The 15,219-nt window shown below is 65.5% G+C and carries 17 protein-coding genes and 1 riboswitch; of the genes, 11 read left to right on the forward strand and 6 right to left on the reverse strand.

The features are described from left to right. Window positions 1–450, reverse strand: a complete 450-nt coding sequence (locus tag RRX38_RS10490; RefSeq protein WP_315962451.1) for a protein YgfX — start codon at window positions 448–450, stop codon at window positions 1–3. Further along, the gene (locus RRX38_RS10495) at window positions 434–688 is read right to left on the reverse strand and encodes a succinate dehydrogenase assembly factor 2 (RefSeq protein WP_315962452.1); all 255 of its coding nucleotides are present in this window, start codon (window positions 686–688) and stop codon (window positions 434–436) included. Before RRX38_RS10495 ends, RRX38_RS10490 begins: the two co-directional genes overlap by 17 nt. A 144-nt stretch (window positions 689–832) precedes the next feature. Between RRX38_RS10495 and RRX38_RS10500 the strand changes: the two genes are divergently transcribed. Both RRX38_RS10500 and RRX38_RS10505 read left to right on the forward strand, forming a co-directional pair. Next, window positions 833–1,774, forward strand: a complete 942-nt coding sequence (locus RRX38_RS10500) for a folate-binding protein YgfZ (RefSeq protein WP_315962453.1) — start codon at window positions 833–835, stop codon at window positions 1,772–1,774. A 63-nt stretch (window positions 1,775–1,837) separates the two neighbouring features. After that, entirely contained in the window at window positions 1,838–2,659 is an 822-nt protein-coding gene (locus RRX38_RS10505) for an HDOD domain-containing protein (RefSeq protein WP_295473723.1), read from the forward strand. A gap of 66 nt (window positions 2,660–2,725) precedes the next feature. Here the strand turns inward: RRX38_RS10505 and RRX38_RS10510 are convergent, their stop codons facing one another. Both RRX38_RS10510 and RRX38_RS10515 read right to left on the reverse strand, forming a co-directional pair. Next, on the reverse strand, window positions 2,726–4,102 hold the full coding sequence (locus tag RRX38_RS10510; RefSeq protein WP_295473726.1) for a sensor histidine kinase: 1,377 nt from the start codon (window positions 4,100–4,102) through the stop codon (window positions 2,726–2,728). Then, window positions 4,092–4,766: a response regulator gene (locus RRX38_RS10515; protein WP_295473729.1), complete on the reverse strand. Its 675-nt coding sequence runs from the start codon at window positions 4,764–4,766 to the stop codon at window positions 4,092–4,094. Before RRX38_RS10515 ends, RRX38_RS10510 begins: the two co-directional genes overlap by 11 nt. Window positions 4,767–5,219: 453 nt before the next feature. Here RRX38_RS10515 and RRX38_RS10520 point away from each other — a divergent pair, with 453 nt between their 5' ends. From RRX38_RS10520 to RRX38_RS10535, 4 genes are all read left to right on the forward strand, one after another. Further along, window positions 5,220–6,200, forward strand: coding sequence for a Bug family tripartite tricarboxylate transporter substrate binding protein (locus RRX38_RS10520; protein ID WP_295473732.1), 981 nt, complete (start codon window positions 5,220–5,222; stop codon window positions 6,198–6,200). Window positions 6,201–6,261: 61 nt separating this feature from the next. Beyond that, a complete protein-coding gene (locus RRX38_RS10525) occupies window positions 6,262–6,720 on the forward strand; it encodes a tripartite tricarboxylate transporter TctB family protein (protein ID WP_315962454.1) in 459 nt (152 codons plus the stop codon). Between the two features lies 1 nt (window position 6,721). Next, window positions 6,722–8,236 carry a tripartite tricarboxylate transporter permease gene (locus tag RRX38_RS10530; RefSeq protein ID WP_295473738.1) on the forward strand — a complete coding sequence of 505 codons (1,515 nt, stop codon included), beginning with the start codon at window positions 6,722–6,724 and terminating at the stop codon, window positions 8,234–8,236. Continuing rightward, window positions 8,229–9,260 carry an AbrB family transcriptional regulator gene (locus RRX38_RS10535; RefSeq protein WP_315962660.1) on the forward strand — a complete coding sequence of 344 codons (1,032 nt, stop codon included), beginning with the start codon at window positions 8,229–8,231 and terminating at the stop codon, window positions 9,258–9,260. Before RRX38_RS10530 ends, RRX38_RS10535 begins: the two co-directional genes overlap by 8 nt. A 62-nt stretch (window positions 9,261–9,322) precedes the next feature. Here RRX38_RS10535 and ung read toward each other — a convergent pair whose 3' ends face one another. Both ung and RRX38_RS10545 read right to left on the reverse strand, forming a co-directional pair. Next, window positions 9,323–10,015: a uracil-DNA glycosylase gene (ung, locus tag RRX38_RS10540; protein ID WP_295473741.1), complete on the reverse strand. Its 693-nt coding sequence runs from the start codon at window positions 10,013–10,015 to the stop codon at window positions 9,323–9,325. Between the two features lie 108 nt (window positions 10,016–10,123). After that, window positions 10,124–10,543 carry a hypothetical protein gene (locus RRX38_RS10545; protein WP_295473744.1) on the reverse strand — a complete coding sequence of 140 codons (420 nt, stop codon included), beginning with the start codon at window positions 10,541–10,543 and terminating at the stop codon, window positions 10,124–10,126. 373 nt (window positions 10,544–10,916) lie between these two features. Next, window positions 10,917–11,018: riboswitch (guanidine-I (ykkC/yxkD leader) on the forward strand. Between the two features lie 61 nt (window positions 11,019–11,079). Between RRX38_RS10545 and RRX38_RS10550 the strand changes: the two genes are divergently transcribed. Genes RRX38_RS10550 through RRX38_RS10570 form a run of 5 tightly spaced genes read left to right on the forward strand, consistent with a single transcriptional unit; the run spans window position 11,080 to window position 15,130 of the window. Then, window positions 11,080–12,159 carry a putative urea ABC transporter substrate-binding protein gene (locus tag RRX38_RS10550; protein WP_315962455.1) on the forward strand — a complete coding sequence of 360 codons (1,080 nt, stop codon included), beginning with the start codon at window positions 11,080–11,082 and terminating at the stop codon, window positions 12,157–12,159. A gap of 27 nt (window positions 12,160–12,186) precedes the next feature. Beyond that, complete coding sequence (locus RRX38_RS10555) at window positions 12,187–13,002, forward strand: ABC transporter permease (RefSeq protein WP_315962456.1); 816 nt, start codon at window positions 12,187–12,189, stop codon at window positions 13,000–13,002. Beyond that, a complete protein-coding gene (locus tag RRX38_RS10560) occupies window positions 12,999–13,763 on the forward strand; it encodes an ABC transporter ATP-binding protein (RefSeq protein WP_315962457.1) in 765 nt (254 codons plus the stop codon). Before RRX38_RS10555 ends, RRX38_RS10560 begins: the two co-directional genes overlap by 4 nt. Before the next feature lie 13 nt (window positions 13,764–13,776). Next, on the forward strand, window positions 13,777–14,502 hold the full coding sequence (locus RRX38_RS10565) for an urea amidolyase associated protein UAAP1 (RefSeq protein ID WP_295473756.1): 726 nt from the start codon (window positions 13,777–13,779) through the stop codon (window positions 14,500–14,502). A gap of 10 nt (window positions 14,503–14,512) precedes the next feature. Continuing rightward, window positions 14,513–15,130 carry an urea amidolyase associated protein UAAP2 gene (locus RRX38_RS10570; RefSeq protein WP_295473758.1) on the forward strand — a complete coding sequence of 206 codons (618 nt, stop codon included), beginning with the start codon at window positions 14,513–14,515 and terminating at the stop codon, window positions 15,128–15,130. The last annotated feature ends 89 nt before the right edge of the window (window positions 15,131–15,219 follow it).

Below are 15,219 nucleotides of genomic sequence, written 5' to 3' on the forward strand. Positions count from 1 at the left end.
TCAGCCATGCCGGGCAAAACGCAGGCGCACCCGCAGACGCCGGTGCGCATCGGCCGGCAAGGCGTCGCGGGGGATGCACAGGGAATGGGTGAAGCAAAGAAAACGCCGCTCGTCGGCAAGCTTGAATCGCACCACCACCAGCCAGGGGATGACCAGGCTGTCGGCGCAGATGCGGGCCGGTCGCCAGCGGCCATCATCGCCACCGACCTGCCACCCATCGGGGCCATGACGCAAGGCGCGAAAGGCTTGGTGATGGGTGAACAGAATGCAACGCGGCAATACCCAGGCGGCATGGCCCAGGCACAGCAGCCAGCCAGAAAGGGCCAGCCAGGTGGGAATCGACAGCAGCCCCAAGGCCACCCAGGCCAGGACCTGGGCCGTCAGATAGACCGCCAGCAGCGTCCTGGAGGGCCGCCAGCGGCATTCGAAGGGATCACTGCGGCTGGACACGGTCCAGAATCATGCGAACCATGCGCTGCAGCTCGGCGTCTTCGGATTCGCCACGCTGCATGAACCAAACGAACATGTCCTGGTCTTCACAGTCGAGCAGACGGCGATACAAGGCGCGGTCTGTATCGTTCAGGCTCGGGTAAACCTCCCGCACAAAAGGGACCAGCAGCACGTCCAGCTCCAGCATGCCGCGGCGGCTGTGCCAGAACAGACGATTGAGTTCTACTTCATCGACCATGGATCGCTCCTCGAAATCAGGCGGCGAGTATACAGGCTTTGCCGCCGTGCTCGAATGGCAGGCTGTGACAAAGGCTTGCGTATACCTTTCTTCCCGGTACATCACTATGATGTACGACATTTCTTTCTGATCTTTGCGATGACCATGGCCGACCCAGCTTTCTTCTGCACGTTGTCTCACGAAGGCGTCCTGGCCGTACGCGGCGTAGACGCTGGCAAGTTCCTCCAGGGCCAACTGACCTGCAACATCAACTACCTGAGCGAGACCCGCTCCGGCCTGGGCGCACGCTGCACCCAGAAAGGCCGCATGCAATCGAGCTTCCGCATCCTCTTCGAAACCGACGGCTGCCTGCTGGCCATGGCCAGCGAGCTGATCGAGGCGCAACTGGCCGACCTGCGCAAGTATGCAGTGTTCTCCAAGTCCAAACTCACTGACGAAAGCGCCGCCTGGGTACGTTTCGGCCTGCAGCAGGGTGACAGCGCACTGGCCGCGCTGGGGCTCGACCTGCCAGCGGAAACCAACAGCCTGGTGCGCCACGCCGGGCTGCTCGCCACCCGGGTCAGCGCCGGGCGCGCCGAGCTGTGGGTGCCTGCCGCACAGGCCGAAGAAGTACGCACCAAACTGGCCGCACACCTGCCAGAAGCGCCGCTCAACGACTGGCTGCTGGGACAGATCCGTGCCGGCATCGGCCAGGTGCTGGGCCCCACCCGTGAAGAGTTCATCCCGCAGATGATCAACCTGCAGGCCGTGGATGGCGTGAGCTTCAAGAAAGGCTGCTACACCGGCCAGGAAATCGTTGCGCGCATGCAGTACCTGGGCAAGCTCAAGCGCCGCCTGTACCGCCTCAGCCTGGCTGACGACACCCTGCCCGAGCCAGGTACGCCACTGTTCTCACCGGTGCACACCAGCGCCGTGGGTAATGTGGTGATCGCTGCGCAAGCCGACGACGGCATCGAACTGCTGGCCGTGCTGCAGGACAACGCCATCGAAGATGGCCAGGTACATCTGGGCAGCGCCGAAGGACCGCAGCTGCGCCTCGAGGATCTGCCGTACACCCTGGACAGCAAGCTGGAAATCCAACGCTGAGCCGAACCGGCAGGCCCATGGCCTGCCGGCCCCTGACAAGAGCCCACAGCTACGAGACTTAACATGAGCAAGATGGCTGCTGAGGTACAAAAAGACCTGATCAAGGCCATTGATCGGGACGCACTGTTTTTGCCTACCCTGCCCGAAGTTGCCCTCAAGATCCGCCAGGCCGCCGAAGACACCGAGATCAGCGTCGCCGCGCTGAGCCGGGTGATCGGTCACGACACCGCCCTGTCCGCACGCCTGATTCGTATCGCCAACAGCCCGATGCTGCGCGGCAGCGTCGAAATCAGCGACGTCGGTTCCGCCATCCGGCGCCTGGGCATCAACTACACCAGCAACCTGGCCATCGGTCTGGTGGTGGAACAGATGTTCCATGCCAAATCGCCGGTGATCGAGCAGAAAATGCGCGAAATCTGGCAGCAGAGCCTGCAAGTGGCGGGCATCAGCTACACCCTGTGCCAACGCTACACCGCGCTCAAGCCTGACCAGGCCACCCTGGCCGGATTGGTCCACCTGATCGGCATCCTGCCGATCCTGACCTACGCCGAAGATCACTTCGACCTGCTGGCCGACCCGATCAGCCTCAATCACGTCATCGACAACATCCACCCGACCATTGGCGAGCGCCTGCTGCACACCTGGGATTTCCCGGAAGCCCTGGCTGCCGTGCCCAGCCAGTTCCAGATACTGGACCGGCCGCTGCGCAAGGCCGACTACGTCGATCTGGTGCAGGTGGCCAGCGCACATATCAACAGGGGCACTCCCCACCCGCTGGGCCAGGTCGACATCATCGACCTGCCGGCCTTCACTCGTCTGGGCCTAGACCCGGCCGGCGGTCAACTGGCCATTGACATGGATGAAGCCAGCCGGCTGTTCTACTAGCGTTCAGCGCTGTTTCCGCATAGCGGCTTCAGCCGGGCGGCTTTCCCGGCGCGGTGACTTGGACACTCAGGAAAACCGCACCCGCACTTTCAGGCCTCGTTCGGCCCCATCATGCAACGAGATCTGCGCCAGGTGAGCGCGACAGATCTCGCCCACGATCGCCAGCCCCAGGCCGGTCCCGGTGCCATGCGGCTGGCGCGTGTAGAAGCGCTCGAAGACCCGCTCGCGGTCCTCGGGCGCAATGCCGGGGCCGTCGTCCTCGACCTCCAGGATGCCCGGCTCCAGCACCCGCAAGACCACGTTTCCGCCAGAGGGGGTGTGGGCCAGGGCATTGTCGACCAGGTTGCTCAACAGCTCGTTGAGCAACGTCGGTTCGCCGCGCAGCCACACCGGCTCGTCGGCCTCAAGCGCCAGGCTTACACCGCGAGCATAGGCCAGCGGCGCCATGGCCATGCCCAGGTCGCGGGCCAGCTGGCTGAGGTCCAGGCGCTGCGCGCCGCCCTCGGCGATGGCGCGCGCACCGTTCTCGATGCGTGCCAACGACAGCAACTGGTTGGCCAGGTGCGTCAGGCGGTCAGTGCTTTGCGCCACCGACTCCAGGGTATGTCGCCACTGCAGCGGGTCGCGTTCACGCAGCCCCAGCTCGACCCGCGCCTTGAGCGCCGCCAGCGGCGTACGCAGTTCGTGGGCCGCATCGGCGATGAACTGCGCCTGACGTTCGAACTGGTGACGCAGGCGCTCGGTGAAGTGGTTCAGCGCACTGACCAGCGGCCGCAGCTCGTGCTGCACCTCGACCATCGGCAAGGGCCGCAGGTCATCCGGTCGGCGTTCTTCCACGGCGCTGCGCAAACGTTCCAGCGGGCGCAGCGCGCCGCTGACGGTGAACCACACCAGCAGCATCGCACCGGCGCCCAGCATGCCCAGGCGCAGCAGGGTGTCGGCCATCAGGCTGCGCGCCATGCCCACCCGCGCATCGTCGGTCTCGGCCACGCGGATCTCGGCAATGCCGTTCATGCCCGGTTCGCTGACCGGCTTGAGCAGGCTCACCACGCGCACGTTCTGGCCGCGATAGACGCCGTTGTAGAAGGTCGCCAGGGCTGGGTAGTCATCGGTGCGCGCCGTGCCCGGCGGGGGCGAAGGCAGGTTCTCGTAGCCGGATATCAAGCGCTTGTGGATGTCGTTGACCTGGTAATAGATGCGCCCCTCGCTGTCGTAGGCGAAGGTGTCCAGGGCCACGTAGGGAATGTCCGCGCTCAACGTACCGTCGCGTTGCGCCAGGCCCGCGGCGATGGTGCGTGCCGAGGCCAGCAGGGTGCGGTCGTAGGCGGTGTCGGCAACCTCCCGGCCATTCCAGTAGGCACTCATGCCACTGGCCAGCATCAGCAGGGTGAGCAACAGGCCAAGGGTCGAAAGCAGGCGCCAGCGCAGGCTGTCATTGCGCATCGCGACTTTCCAGCAGGTAACCCAGGCCACGGAAGGTCACGATGGCCACCGCGTGCCCGTCGAGCTTCTTGCGCAAGCGGTGGATGTAGATCTCGATGGCGTCCGGGCTGGCCTCTTCGTCCATGCCGAACACCTGCCCGGCCAGTTGCTCCTTGCTCATCACCCGTCCGGAGCGGGCGATCAGCACCTCCAGCACCGATTGCTCGCGCGAGGTCAACTGCAGGGGCTCGCCCTGCAAGCTGAAACGCCGGGTGTCGAGATCGTAGACCAGAGCGCCACAGCGCTGTTGGCGCTCGCCGCCCAGCACGCTGCGACGCAGCAACGCCTTGACCCGCGCCTCCAGTTCGGAAAGCTCGAACGGCTTGGCCAGGTAGTCGTCGGCCCCGAGGTTCAGACCATGCACGCGGTCCTTCACGTCGCTGCGCGCGGTGAGCATCAGCACCGGCAGGTTCTTGCCGCGCCCGCGCAGGCGCGCCAGCACTTCGAAGCCGTCCATGCGCGGCAGGCCGACGTCGAGAATGGCCACAGCATACTCTTCGCTGCTCAAGGCCAGGTCGGCGGCGACCCCGTCATGCAGCACATCCACGGTCAGACCGGCGAGCTTGAGCGCCTGGCAGACACTTTCGGCCAGTTGCAGGTGATCTTCGACGAGCAAAACACGCATCTCGGCCTCCGGGCATGGGGGGATGGGGGAAGAAACCGCAGAAGTGTTACAGCACACCCAGCCGCTGTGAAGCCCCGAAACAAATTGCCGCCAAACCGTCCCGCGAAGCTTTCAGAACTGAAAGGTTGCTGAAAGGTTGATGTTTTAGCATCGAGCAAACGCCCGAAAACAGGGCTTCTGCCACTGCGCATCAGCGCGCGGGCACACATAACAACAATAAAAGGATTTTCAGCCATGACCGATGCCCATCGGACCGCCTTGCTTTCTCTCTCGCCTCGTCTCGCGAACCACTCCCCCTGCCCGAGCGGCCAATGCGCCGTGACCTCGACTGGCCTCGCACACCCATTTTCGCTCCGACGTCGCTGAACGCGCCGGCGAATACGGCTGCCCGATCGCTCATCGGCAGCCCACAGCTTCCAATCAACAAAAATAACGTTCAAAGGAGACTGTCCCATGAAACGATCCCTGCGCCATCTTGCCCTGGCCGCCAGCAGCCTGCTGCTGGCCACCCAGGTCTTCGCCGCCGAACCCAAGCGTCCGGAATGCATCGCTCCGGCCTCGCCGGGCGGCGGCTTCGACCTGACCTGCAAGCTGATCCAGAGCGCGCTGATCAACGAGAAGGTGCTGAGTTCGCCGATGCGCGTCACCTACATGCCGGGCGGCGTGGGCGCAGTGGCGTACAACGCCGTGGTCGCCCAGCGTCCGGCCGATGCCGGCACCCTGGTGGCCTGGTCAAGTGGCTCGCTGCTCAACCTGGCGCAGGGCAAGTTCGGTCGGTTCGACGAGAACGCCGTGCGCTGGCTGGCCGCCGTGGGCACCAGCTATGGCGCCATCGCCGTGAAGAGCGACTCGCCGTACAAGACCCTGGATGACCTGGTCAAGGCACTGAAGGAAGACCCGAGCAAGGTGGTGATTGGTTCCGGCGGCACCGTGGGCAGCCAGGACTGGATGCAGACCGCGCTGATCGCCAAGGCCGCCGGCATCAACCCGCGCGCCCTGCGCTACGTGGCCCTTGAGGGTGGCGGCGAGATCGCTACCGCACTGCTGGGCGGCCACATTCAGGTCGGCAGTACCGACATTTCCGACTCCATGCCGCACATCCTCAGCGGCGACATGCGCCTGTTGGCGGTGTTCGCCGAGAACCGCATCGACGAGCCGGAGATGAAGAACATCCCCACCGCCCGCGAGCAGGGCTATGACATCGTCTGGCCAGTGGTACGCGGTTTCTACCTGGGGCCGAAGGTCAGCGACGAAGACTACAAGTGGTGGAAAGACGCGTTCGACAAGGTGCTGGCCTCGGAAGACTTCGCCAAGCTGCGTGACCAGCGCGAGCTGTTCCCCTTCGCCATGACCGGTGAGGAACTGGACACCTACGTCAAGAAGCAGGTCGTCGAGTACAAGAAGCTGGCCAAGGAATTCGGCCTGATCCAGTGACCGCCACCGCCTGACTGACAAGGGCCGTCGCCTGGCAAAGGGCGCGGTCCGGGAGACTTCCATGGTCTTGCAACGACTCTTCGCCGCCGCGCTGCTGCTGGTCTGCGCCGCGCTGGCAATCATGGCCTGGCCCTACCAGGCACCGTTTTCCTATGAGCCGGTCGGCCCGCGTGCCTTTCCGCTGCTGATGCTCGGCCTGATGGGCCTGGCGCTGCTGTACATGCTGTTTCGTCCTACGCCCATCGTGCACTCCGAAGACGAGCCGCCGCTGGACCGCGAAACCCTGATCAAGATCGGCGCCTGCATCGGCCTGCTGCTGATCTTCGCCGCCACCTTCGAAACCCTGGGGTTCATCCTCAGCAGCATTCTCATCGGCGTGCCCATGGCCCTGCTCTATGGTGGCCGCGCAGTGCCCGGCACCGTGGTAGTGGTGCTGATGAGCATCGCCCTGTACGTGCTGTTCGACAAAACCATGGACGTGCCGCTGCCCATGGGCTGGCTCAGCGTCCTGGAGAATTGACATGGATACTTTCAGCTACCTCGGCCAGGGCTTCGGCGTGGCCATGACCCCCTACAACCTGGTCACTGCCCTGTCGGGCACCCTGATCGGCACCATCGTCGGCCTGCTGCCAGGGCTGGGCCCGATCAACGGCGTGGCGCTGCTGATCCCCATCGCCTTCGCCCTGGGCCTGCCGCCGGAATCGGCGCTGATCCTGCTGGCGGCGGTGTACCTGGGTTGCGAGTACGGCGGGCGGATCAGCTCGATCCTGCTCAACATCCCGGGCGAAGCCTCGACCGTGATGACCACCCTCGACGGCTACCCCATGGCACGCAAGGGCCTGGCAGGCGTCGCCCTGTCGCTGTCGGCCTGGAGTTCGTTCATCGGTGCCTTCATCGCCACCTGCGGCATGGTGCTGTTCGCGCCAATCCTGGCCAAGTGGGCGATCGCCTTCGGACCGGCGGAATACTTCGTGCTCATGGTCTTCGCCATCGTCTGCCTGGGCGGCATGGCCGGCGACCGCCCCCTGAAGACCTTCATCGCGGCGCTGATCGGCCTGTTCCTATCGGCGGTGGGCATCGACGCCAACAGCGGCGTATACCGTTTCACCGGTGATGACGTGCACCTGGCCGATGGCATTCAGTTCGTGGTGCTGGTGCTGGGCCTGTTCTCGATCAGCGAAATCCTCCTGCTGCTGGAGAAGACCCATCGTGGCCAGGAAGCGGTCAAGGCCACCGGGCGCATGTTGTTCAACATGAAGGAAGCGGCGGCGGTGTTCGTCGTCAACCTGCGTTGCGGCCTGATGGGCTTCGTCCTTGGCGTACTGCCGGGTGCCGGCGCGACCCTGGCCAGTGCCGTGGCCTACATGACCGAGAAACGCATCGCCGGCGCCAAGGGCGAGTTCGGCAAGGGTGACATGCGCGGCCTGGCCGCACCGGAAACCGCCATCGGCGCCAGCTGCTGCGGCGCCCTGGTACCGATGCTGACCCTCGGCGTTCCCGGTTCGGGCACCACGGCGGTGATGATCGGCGCACTGACGCTGTACAACATCACCCCCGGCCCGATGCTGTTCCAGCAACAGCCGGATATCGTCTGGGGCCTGATCGCCTCGCTGTTCATCGCCAACGTCATGCTGGTGATCCTGAACATTCCGATGATCCGCATCTTCACCCGCATCCTGGCCGTGCCGAACTGGGCCTTGGTACCGGTGATCGCGATCATCACCGCGATCGGCGTGTACGCCGTGCATGCCACCACCTTCGACCTGTTCCTGATGGTCGGCATCGGCATCTTCGGCTACATCCTGCGCAAGATGGACTTCCCGCTGTCGCCGATCCTGCTCGGTTTCATCCTCGGTGGCCTGATGGAGCAGAACCTGCGCCGCGCGCTGTCGATCTCCAACGGTGAGCTGGGCATCCTGTGGTCCAGTTCCATCTCCGTCGGAGTGTGGTCGCTGACCGTCGTGATGCTGCTGTTCCCTCTGGTACGCATCTGGCGCAAACGTGCCAAGCAGCGCAGCGCCCTGGCCGATGCCTGACGGCACCTGGCGCTCATGGTGGGCGACCCCGCTGGCTGGGCTGGCGGGGGGTTACCTGGCCAGCCTCATCGGCTGGCCTTTGCCATGGATGGTCGGCTCGTTGCTGGCGGTCATCCTGGTGCGCTGCCTGACACCCTGGCAGCTGGCGCAGATCCCCGGTGGCCGCAAATGCGGCCAGCTGATCATCGGCGTGGGGATCGGCCTGCATTTCAATCCCGAGGTGGTCGAGCAGGTGCTCGGCCACTTCGGCCTGATTCTCTGCGGTGCACTGATAACCGGCCTGTCGTGCCTGGCCGGCGTGTGGCTGATGCTGCGCACCGGCGAAGACCGGCCGACGGCGTTCTTCTCCAGCATGCCCGGCGGCTCGCAGGAAATGGTCAACCTCGGCGGGCGCAATGGCGCGGTACTCAGCAGCGTGGCCGCCGCGCAGAGCCTGCGGGTGCTGGCAGTGGTACTGTGCGTACCGGCCCTCTTCAAGTACCTGCTCGGTGACGGCGCCCTCGCCTCCCACACCCTGAACGTCGACTGGCGCTGGCTGGTCGGCCTGACCCTGGCCGGGGCGCTCATGGCGGTGCTCTGGCAGCGCTGCCGGCAACCCAACCCCTGGCTGTTCGGCCCGTTGCTGGTCAGCTCTGTGGCCAGCATTTTCTGCGACCTGCGCCTCGGCCTGCCGGACGGCAGCAGCCAGCTGGGCCAGCTGCTGATCGGCAGCGGCCTGGGTTGCCACTTCAACCGGGCGTTCTTTCGCCGCGCGCCATCGTTCCTGGCTCGCACGCTGCTGGGCACCTCGCTGATGATGCTGGTGGCGGCGCTGGCGGCCCTGATCCTCGGCACCCTCACCCACCTCGACGTGCGCTCGCTGACCCTGGGCATGATGCCTGGCGGCATCGCCGAGATGAGCCTCACCGCCGAGGTGCTGCAGCTGTCGGTGCCGCTGGTCACCGCCATGCAGGTGATGCGTCTGCTGCTGGTGCTGTTCCTGGCCGAGCCGCTGTACCGGCGCTGGGCCAGGGCAAAGGCCTGAGCCTGCTGCCCTGGACCGGTAGCACTGGCTTCAGCCGGGATGCCCGGCGCGGCTGAAGCTGCCTACAGCGGCGGCAAACGCCAGTCGATCGGCGTCAGGCCATGCTGTTCGAGAAACTTGTTGGCACGCCCGAAGTGCCCATTGCCGATGAAGCCCTTGTAGGCCGACAGCGGCGACGGGTGCACCGAGGTGAGGATCAGGTGCTTGGTGGCGTCGATCAGCTTGCGCTTGCCCTGCGCATGGGCGCCCCAGAGCAGGAACACCAGGTTCGGCTGGTGGGCGCTGACCACTTCGATGACCTTATCGGTGAAATGCTGCCAGCCTCGCCCGGCATGGGAGGCAGCGTTGCCGCGCTCCACGGTAAGGGTGGTATTGAGCAGCAGCACCCCCTGGTCGGCCCAGGACTGCAGACAGCCATGGTTGGGGATGTCGATGTTCAGGTCGCGCTGCAATTCCTTGAAGATGTTCACCAGCGACGGTGGCGCCGGCACGCCAGGCTGCACCGAGAAGCACAGACCGTGGGCCTGACCGGGACCGTGGTACGGGTCCTGGCCGAGGATCACCACCTTCACGTCGTCCAGCGGCGTGGAGTTGAGCGCATTGAAGATCAGCGGGCCCGGCGGAAAGATCTGCTTGCCGGCGGCATGTTCCTGGCGCAGGAACTCGCGCAGCTCGCCCATGTAGGGCTTGTCGAACTCTTCGCGCAAGGCCTGCTTCCAACTGGGTTCGAGTTTGATGCGGTCGTCGCTGGTCATGGTCCTGCCCGTGTATGAAGAATGCGCGGACACTAGGAAAGCTGGCCGGCAAAGTCAAATGGCCCGTCCAGCCGCGCTTTACCTGCGGCTGGACGGGCCTTCTCGGGCTCAGTGGCGCCCGTCCCAGCGGTTGTCGTTACGACCGTCGTTCCAGCGATTGCGGTCACGCTGGTCATTCCAGCGGTTGTCCCAGGCCTGGCCCGGCGGGCGGCCCGGCATGTAGACCCGGGGTGGCAGCGGCTGGCCGTTATAGCGCGGCGGTGGCGGGCCATAGTAGCGCGGCGGTGGAGGCCCGTAATACCGCGGTGGCGGGGGGCCGTAGTAGCGCGGCGGCGGTGGGGGTGGGCCGTAATAACGCGGCGGCGGCGCCACGTAGACACGTCGCTCCTGATAGAAAGTGGGTCCTGCGTAGTAATAGGTCGATGCAGCAGGTCGGGTATAGACATCCGTTTCGTAATAACCGGAGCTTGCATAGCAACCGGTCAGGGATACAGCCATCAGCAGCACACAAAGGGATCGTCGATACATGGGCGGCCTCCTGGACCGCAAGGGTCACGTTTCAGCGACGCTGAACGCGCCCCCCAATACTTTGGGGGACGAGACATAAGACCGGAAAAAGCGCCTTCGGTGCGACACCCGGTCAACGCCTGGTCGTTCGACCACCTCGCTGAAGCGGTTGCGCGCCGACGCGGCGGGGGTTTGCCAACGGTCATCAATATGCAACAAGACATTTCACGCCTCATCACAGTGCGCCTTGCACCAGCACAAGGCATGCCCGGCGCCGCACAGAACCCCAGAACTGCCCGTAAAGCCCGCCAGCCCGCACTTCTGAGCAACTGGCACGCGGCTCGCATAGCGATAAGCGTGCAGGAGTCAACTCAGGTTCGCGGCACCACAATTTGCAATGGCTGACTAGGGTTCCGGCTCGCCGCAAGGCGGGTGGCTGGTCCGAGAGTCAGCGACCTCCAGTGAGGTTACACGGCGGGATAAAAGCCCGGGAGACAGGACACCCATGGTGTCGCGCAGCTCCTGGCCGCCCTTTTCCATACTGGAGGTTTCTCACGATGCCCACGCACAAGTCCAAGTTTCGTCTGGCCGGCCTTCTGGCCGCAGGTCTCTTCGCGGCACTGAGCCTCCCGGCCCAGGCAGCGCCCAAGGATCACTTCAACGTCTGCTGGACCATCTATGCCGGCTGGATGCCATGGGAGTACGCCGGCACCCAGGGCATCGTCGACAAGTGGGCGAAGAAGTACGGCATCAAGATCGACGTCACCCAGCTCAACGACTACGTCGAGTCGATCAACCAGTACACCGCCGGCCAGTTCGATGGCTGCACCATGACCAACATGGATGCCCTGACCATCCCGGCTGCCGGTGGCGTGGAAAGCACCGCGCTGGTGGTCAGCGACTTCTCCAACGGCAACGATGGCATCGTGCTCAAGGGCGAAGGCAAGACCGTGAAAGACCTCAAGGGCATGAACGTCAACCTGGTCGAGCTGTCGGTGTCCCACTACCTGCTGGCCCGCGCCCTGGACACCGTCGACCTGACCGAGCGCGACGTCAAGGTGGTCAACACCTCCGACGCGGACATCTCGGCCACCTTCTCCACCCCTGACGTACAGGCAGTGACCACCTGGAACCCGATGCTCGCCGAGATCAAGGCGCGTCCGGGCGTCACCCAGGTCTTCGACTCCAGCAAGATCCCCGGCGAGATCATGGACATGATGGTGGTCAACACCCAGACCCTGAAGGACAACCCGGCGCTGGGCAAAGCCCTGACCGGCGCCTGGTTCGAAGTGGTCGAGCTGATGAACCAGCGCAACGCGGCCAGCAAGGCGGCCCTGGAACACATGGCCAAGGCCTCGGGCACCGACCTGTCCGGCTTCGAAGCGCAGCTGGCCACCACCAAACTGTTCGCCACGCCCAAGCAAGCCCTGGACTTCGTCACCAGCGCCCAGCTGCCCGGCACCATGCGCAAGGTCGCGGCGTTCTCCTTCGAACATGGCCTGCTCGGCGAAGGCGCGCGTGACGCCAGTGCGGTGGGCATGACCTTCGCCAAGGGCGTGACCGAAGGCGACAAGGGCAACCTCAAGCTGCATTTCGACCCGACCTACGTGCAGATGGCCGCCGACGGCACGCTGTAAGCCGCCTCACCGACAAAGGGCTACGTCATGCGCCTGATCAACCGTCACCCGGACCGCGCCGCGCGCCTGTTCCTGGTGCTGCTGCCATTCGCCTTGCTGCTGTTCGCCTACCTGCTGGGTTCGGCCAGCCGCCTGGCGGAAAACCCCACCGACAAGCTGCTGCCCAGCGCGGTGCAGATGCTCGATGCCGTCAAGCGCATGGCCTTCGTGGCCGACGTGCGCACCGGCGACTACCTGCTCTGGCAAGACACCGCGTCGAGCCTGCAGCGCCTGGCGCTGGGGCTGGGCATCAGCGCCCTGCTGGGGTTGTGCCTGGGCATGGCAGCGGGCGTGCTGCCGCTGTTCGGCGCACCGCTGTCGCCGTTGCTTACCGTGCTGTCGATGGTGCCGCCGCTGGCGATCCTGCCGATCCTGTTCATCGTCTTCGGCCTGGGCGAGCTGTCCAAGGTGATGCTGATCGTGATCGGCATCACCCCCATGCTGGCGCGTGACCTGGAACAGCGCGCCCGAGAGATCCCCACGGAACTGCTGATCAAGGCGCAGACCCTCGGCGCCTCGACCTGGACGCTGATCCTGCGCGTGGTGCTGCCACAACTGCTGCCACGCCTGCTCATCGCCCTACGCCTGGTGCTGGGTTCGGCCTGGCTGTTCCTGATCGCCGCCGAGGCCATCGCCTCCACCGACGGCCTGGGCTACCGGATCTTCCTGGTGCGCCGCTACCTGGCGATGGACGTCATCCTGCCCTACGTGGCCTGGATCACCCTGCTCGCCTGGCTGATGGACCTGGGCCTGCGCAGCCTGGCGCGCAAAGCCTTCCCCTGGTACGAAGGAGCCCGCCCATGAGCTTCATCCAAGTGCGCAACGTGTGGCAGCAGTACGGCGACCAGGTGGTGCTCGAAGGCCTCGACCTGGACGTGGCCGAGGGTGAGTTCTGCACCCTGGTCGGCGCCTCCGGCTGCGGCAAGTCGACCTTTCTGCGCATGCTGCTGGGCCAGGAATCGCCCAGCCGCGGGCACATCACTCTGGGCGGCGAGGCCCTGGCCCGCGAGCCGGACCCGAGCCGTGGCGTGGTGTTCCAGCGCTACTCGGTGTTCCCGCACCTGTCGGTGCTGGACAACGTCGCCCTGGGCCTGGAACTGCCCCGCGCACGCCTGCTCGGCCGCCTGTTCGGCCAGGCCAGGCGCCAGGCCCGCGAGCAGGCCGCCGAGCTGCTGCGCAAGGTCGGCCTGGGGCATGCCCTGGACAAGTACCCGACGCAGCTCTCCGGCGGCATGCAACAGCGCCTGGCCATCGCCCAGGCACTGATCATGAAGCCCCGCGTGCTGCTGCTCGACGAGCCGTTCGGCGCCCTCGACCCGGGCATCCGCAAGGACATGCACGCGCTGCTGCTGGAGCTGTGGCAGGAAACCCGGCTGACCGTGTTCATGGTCACCCACGACCTGTCCGAAGGCTTCAACCTCGGCACCCGCCTGCTGGTCTTCGACAAGGTGCGCGTCGACCCTCACGAACCGGGGGCCTACGGCGCGCGCATCACCTACGACATTCCGCTCAACACTGACCGCCGCGCCGCGCGCGCGGCGCTGGACGCGCTGCAAGGCGCCTGACAGGAGACCTGCCATGACCGACTCCACCACCCTGTTCCCGGTATTCGCCGAGGAACTGCTGCCCGGCGGCGGGCACCGCTCGTTCGTCCTCAAGCGCGGCGAGCTGCTGCGCCTGACCGACCTCAACGGCCACGCCAACGTCAGCCTGACCCTGCTCAATGCCCATGAAAAGAGCGAGCGCCTGAACCTGCCGGACAGCCTCAAGTGCCAGCACACCGCGCGCCTGAGCCGTGGCCACTGCCTGTACTCGGACATGGGCCGGGTGCTGGCGGCGATCAGCGAAGACACCTGCGGCTGGAACGACAGCATCGGCGGCGTGCTCAACGCCGAGGAAGTCGCGCAGAAATACGGCCAGGGCCGCTACCAGGAACTGCGCAATGGCTTCTTCCGCAACGGCGTCGACAACCTGCTGGTGGAACTGGGCAAATGGGACCTGGGCCTGAGCGAGCTGCTGATGACCCTCAACCTGTTCAGCCGCGTCAGCGTCAGTGCAACCGGCGAACTGAGCTTCGTGCCCGGCAACTCCAAGGCCGGCGACTACATCGAACTGTACGCGCCGATGGACACCCTGGTGGTGCTCACCGCCCTGCAGCACCCCATGGACCCCAATCCCGAATACGCCCCGCAGCCGGTGCAACTGACCTGGATGAAGGCCGACGCCAGCGTCGCCGAACACTGCCGCACCTCGCGCCCGGAGAACGAGCGCGGCTTCATCAACACCGAACGCCTGTACGCCTGAGGAGCCCGCCATGTCCCTGCACGAACACACCTGCTGCAACCCGCTGATCCCGGCCGGCGAGCCGTTCCTGGCCGAGGTCAAGGCCGGCCAGACCGTGCGCATTCTCGACCTGGAAGGCAACCAGGCGGTGGACACGCTGTTCTTCAGCCTGGCCAACCCGCGCGAGCGCTACGACGTGCAGCGCACCCTGCGCAACCAGAAGCGCGTCTACCTGAGCACCGGCAGCGTGCTGTATTCCAACCTCGGCCGGCCGATGCTGACCATCGTCGAAGACACCTGTGGCCGCCACGACACCCTCGGCGGTGCCTGCGCCCAGGAGAGCAACACCGTGCGCTACGCCCTGGACAAGCGCTACATGCACAGCTGCCGCGACAACTACCTGCGCGCCTGCGCCCACGATGGCCGGCTGAGCAAGCGTGACATCGGCCCGAACATCAACTTCTTCATGAACGTACCGGTCACCGCCGAGGGCGGCCTGACCTTCGAAGACGGCATTTCCGCGCCGGGCAAGTACGTCGAGCTGCGCGCCGAGATGGACGTGATCGTGCTGATTTCCAACTGCCCGCAGTTGAACAACCCGTGCAACGGCTACAACCCGACCCCGGCGCAACTGCTGATCCGCGACTGAACCCCGGCCCACGCCAGCCACCCGCAACGGACGACCGTTGCGTGCCAAGACCCATAGCGGGACGGCCCGCTGCCTGCATGAACCGGCCC

Origin of the sequence: Pseudomonas sp. DTU_2021_1001937_2_SI_NGA_ILE_001, assembly GCF_032463525.1 — a bacterium.
Lineage (GTDB): Bacteria > Pseudomonadota > Gammaproteobacteria > Pseudomonadales > Pseudomonadaceae > Aquipseudomonas.

Coding starts and splice junctions, on each gene's coding strand:
- RRX38_RS10530 (WP_295473738.1), top strand. CDS start 6,722: ATGGATACTTTCAGCTACCTCGGCCAGGGCTTCGGCGTGGCCATGACC.
- ung (WP_295473741.1), bottom strand. CDS start 10,015: ATGACCAGCGACGACCGCATCAAACTCGAACCCAGTTGGAAGCAGGCC.
- RRX38_RS10525 (WP_315962454.1), top strand. CDS start 6,262: ATGGTCTTGCAACGACTCTTCGCCGCCGCGCTGCTGCTGGTCTGCGCC.
- RRX38_RS10550 (WP_315962455.1), top strand. CDS start 11,080: ATGCCCACGCACAAGTCCAAGTTTCGTCTGGCCGGCCTTCTGGCCGCA.
- RRX38_RS10535 (WP_315962660.1), top strand. CDS start 8,229: ATGCCTGACGGCACCTGGCGCTCATGGTGGGCGACCCCGCTGGCTGGG.
- RRX38_RS10560 (WP_315962457.1), top strand. CDS start 12,999: ATGAGCTTCATCCAAGTGCGCAACGTGTGGCAGCAGTACGGCGACCAG.
- RRX38_RS10500 (WP_315962453.1), top strand. CDS start 833: ATGGCCGACCCAGCTTTCTTCTGCACGTTGTCTCACGAAGGCGTCCTG.
- RRX38_RS10565 (WP_295473756.1), top strand. CDS start 13,777: ATGACCGACTCCACCACCCTGTTCCCGGTATTCGCCGAGGAACTGCTG.
- RRX38_RS10510 (WP_295473726.1), bottom strand. CDS start 4,102: ATGCGCAATGACAGCCTGCGCTGGCGCCTGCTTTCGACCCTTGGCCTG.
- RRX38_RS10555 (WP_315962456.1), top strand. CDS start 12,187: ATGCGCCTGATCAACCGTCACCCGGACCGCGCCGCGCGCCTGTTCCTG.
- RRX38_RS10505 (WP_295473723.1), top strand. CDS start 1,838: ATGAGCAAGATGGCTGCTGAGGTACAAAAAGACCTGATCAAGGCCATT.
- RRX38_RS10515 (WP_295473729.1), bottom strand. CDS start 4,766: ATGCGTGTTTTGCTCGTCGAAGATCACCTGCAACTGGCCGAAAGTGTC.
- RRX38_RS10570 (WP_295473758.1), top strand. CDS start 14,513: ATGTCCCTGCACGAACACACCTGCTGCAACCCGCTGATCCCGGCCGGC.
- RRX38_RS10495 (WP_315962452.1), bottom strand. CDS start 688: ATGGTCGATGAAGTAGAACTCAATCGTCTGTTCTGGCACAGCCGCCGC.
- RRX38_RS10520 (WP_295473732.1), top strand. CDS start 5,220: ATGAAACGATCCCTGCGCCATCTTGCCCTGGCCGCCAGCAGCCTGCTG.
- RRX38_RS10545 (WP_295473744.1), bottom strand. CDS start 10,543: ATGTATCGACGATCCCTTTGTGTGCTGCTGATGGCTGTATCCCTGACC.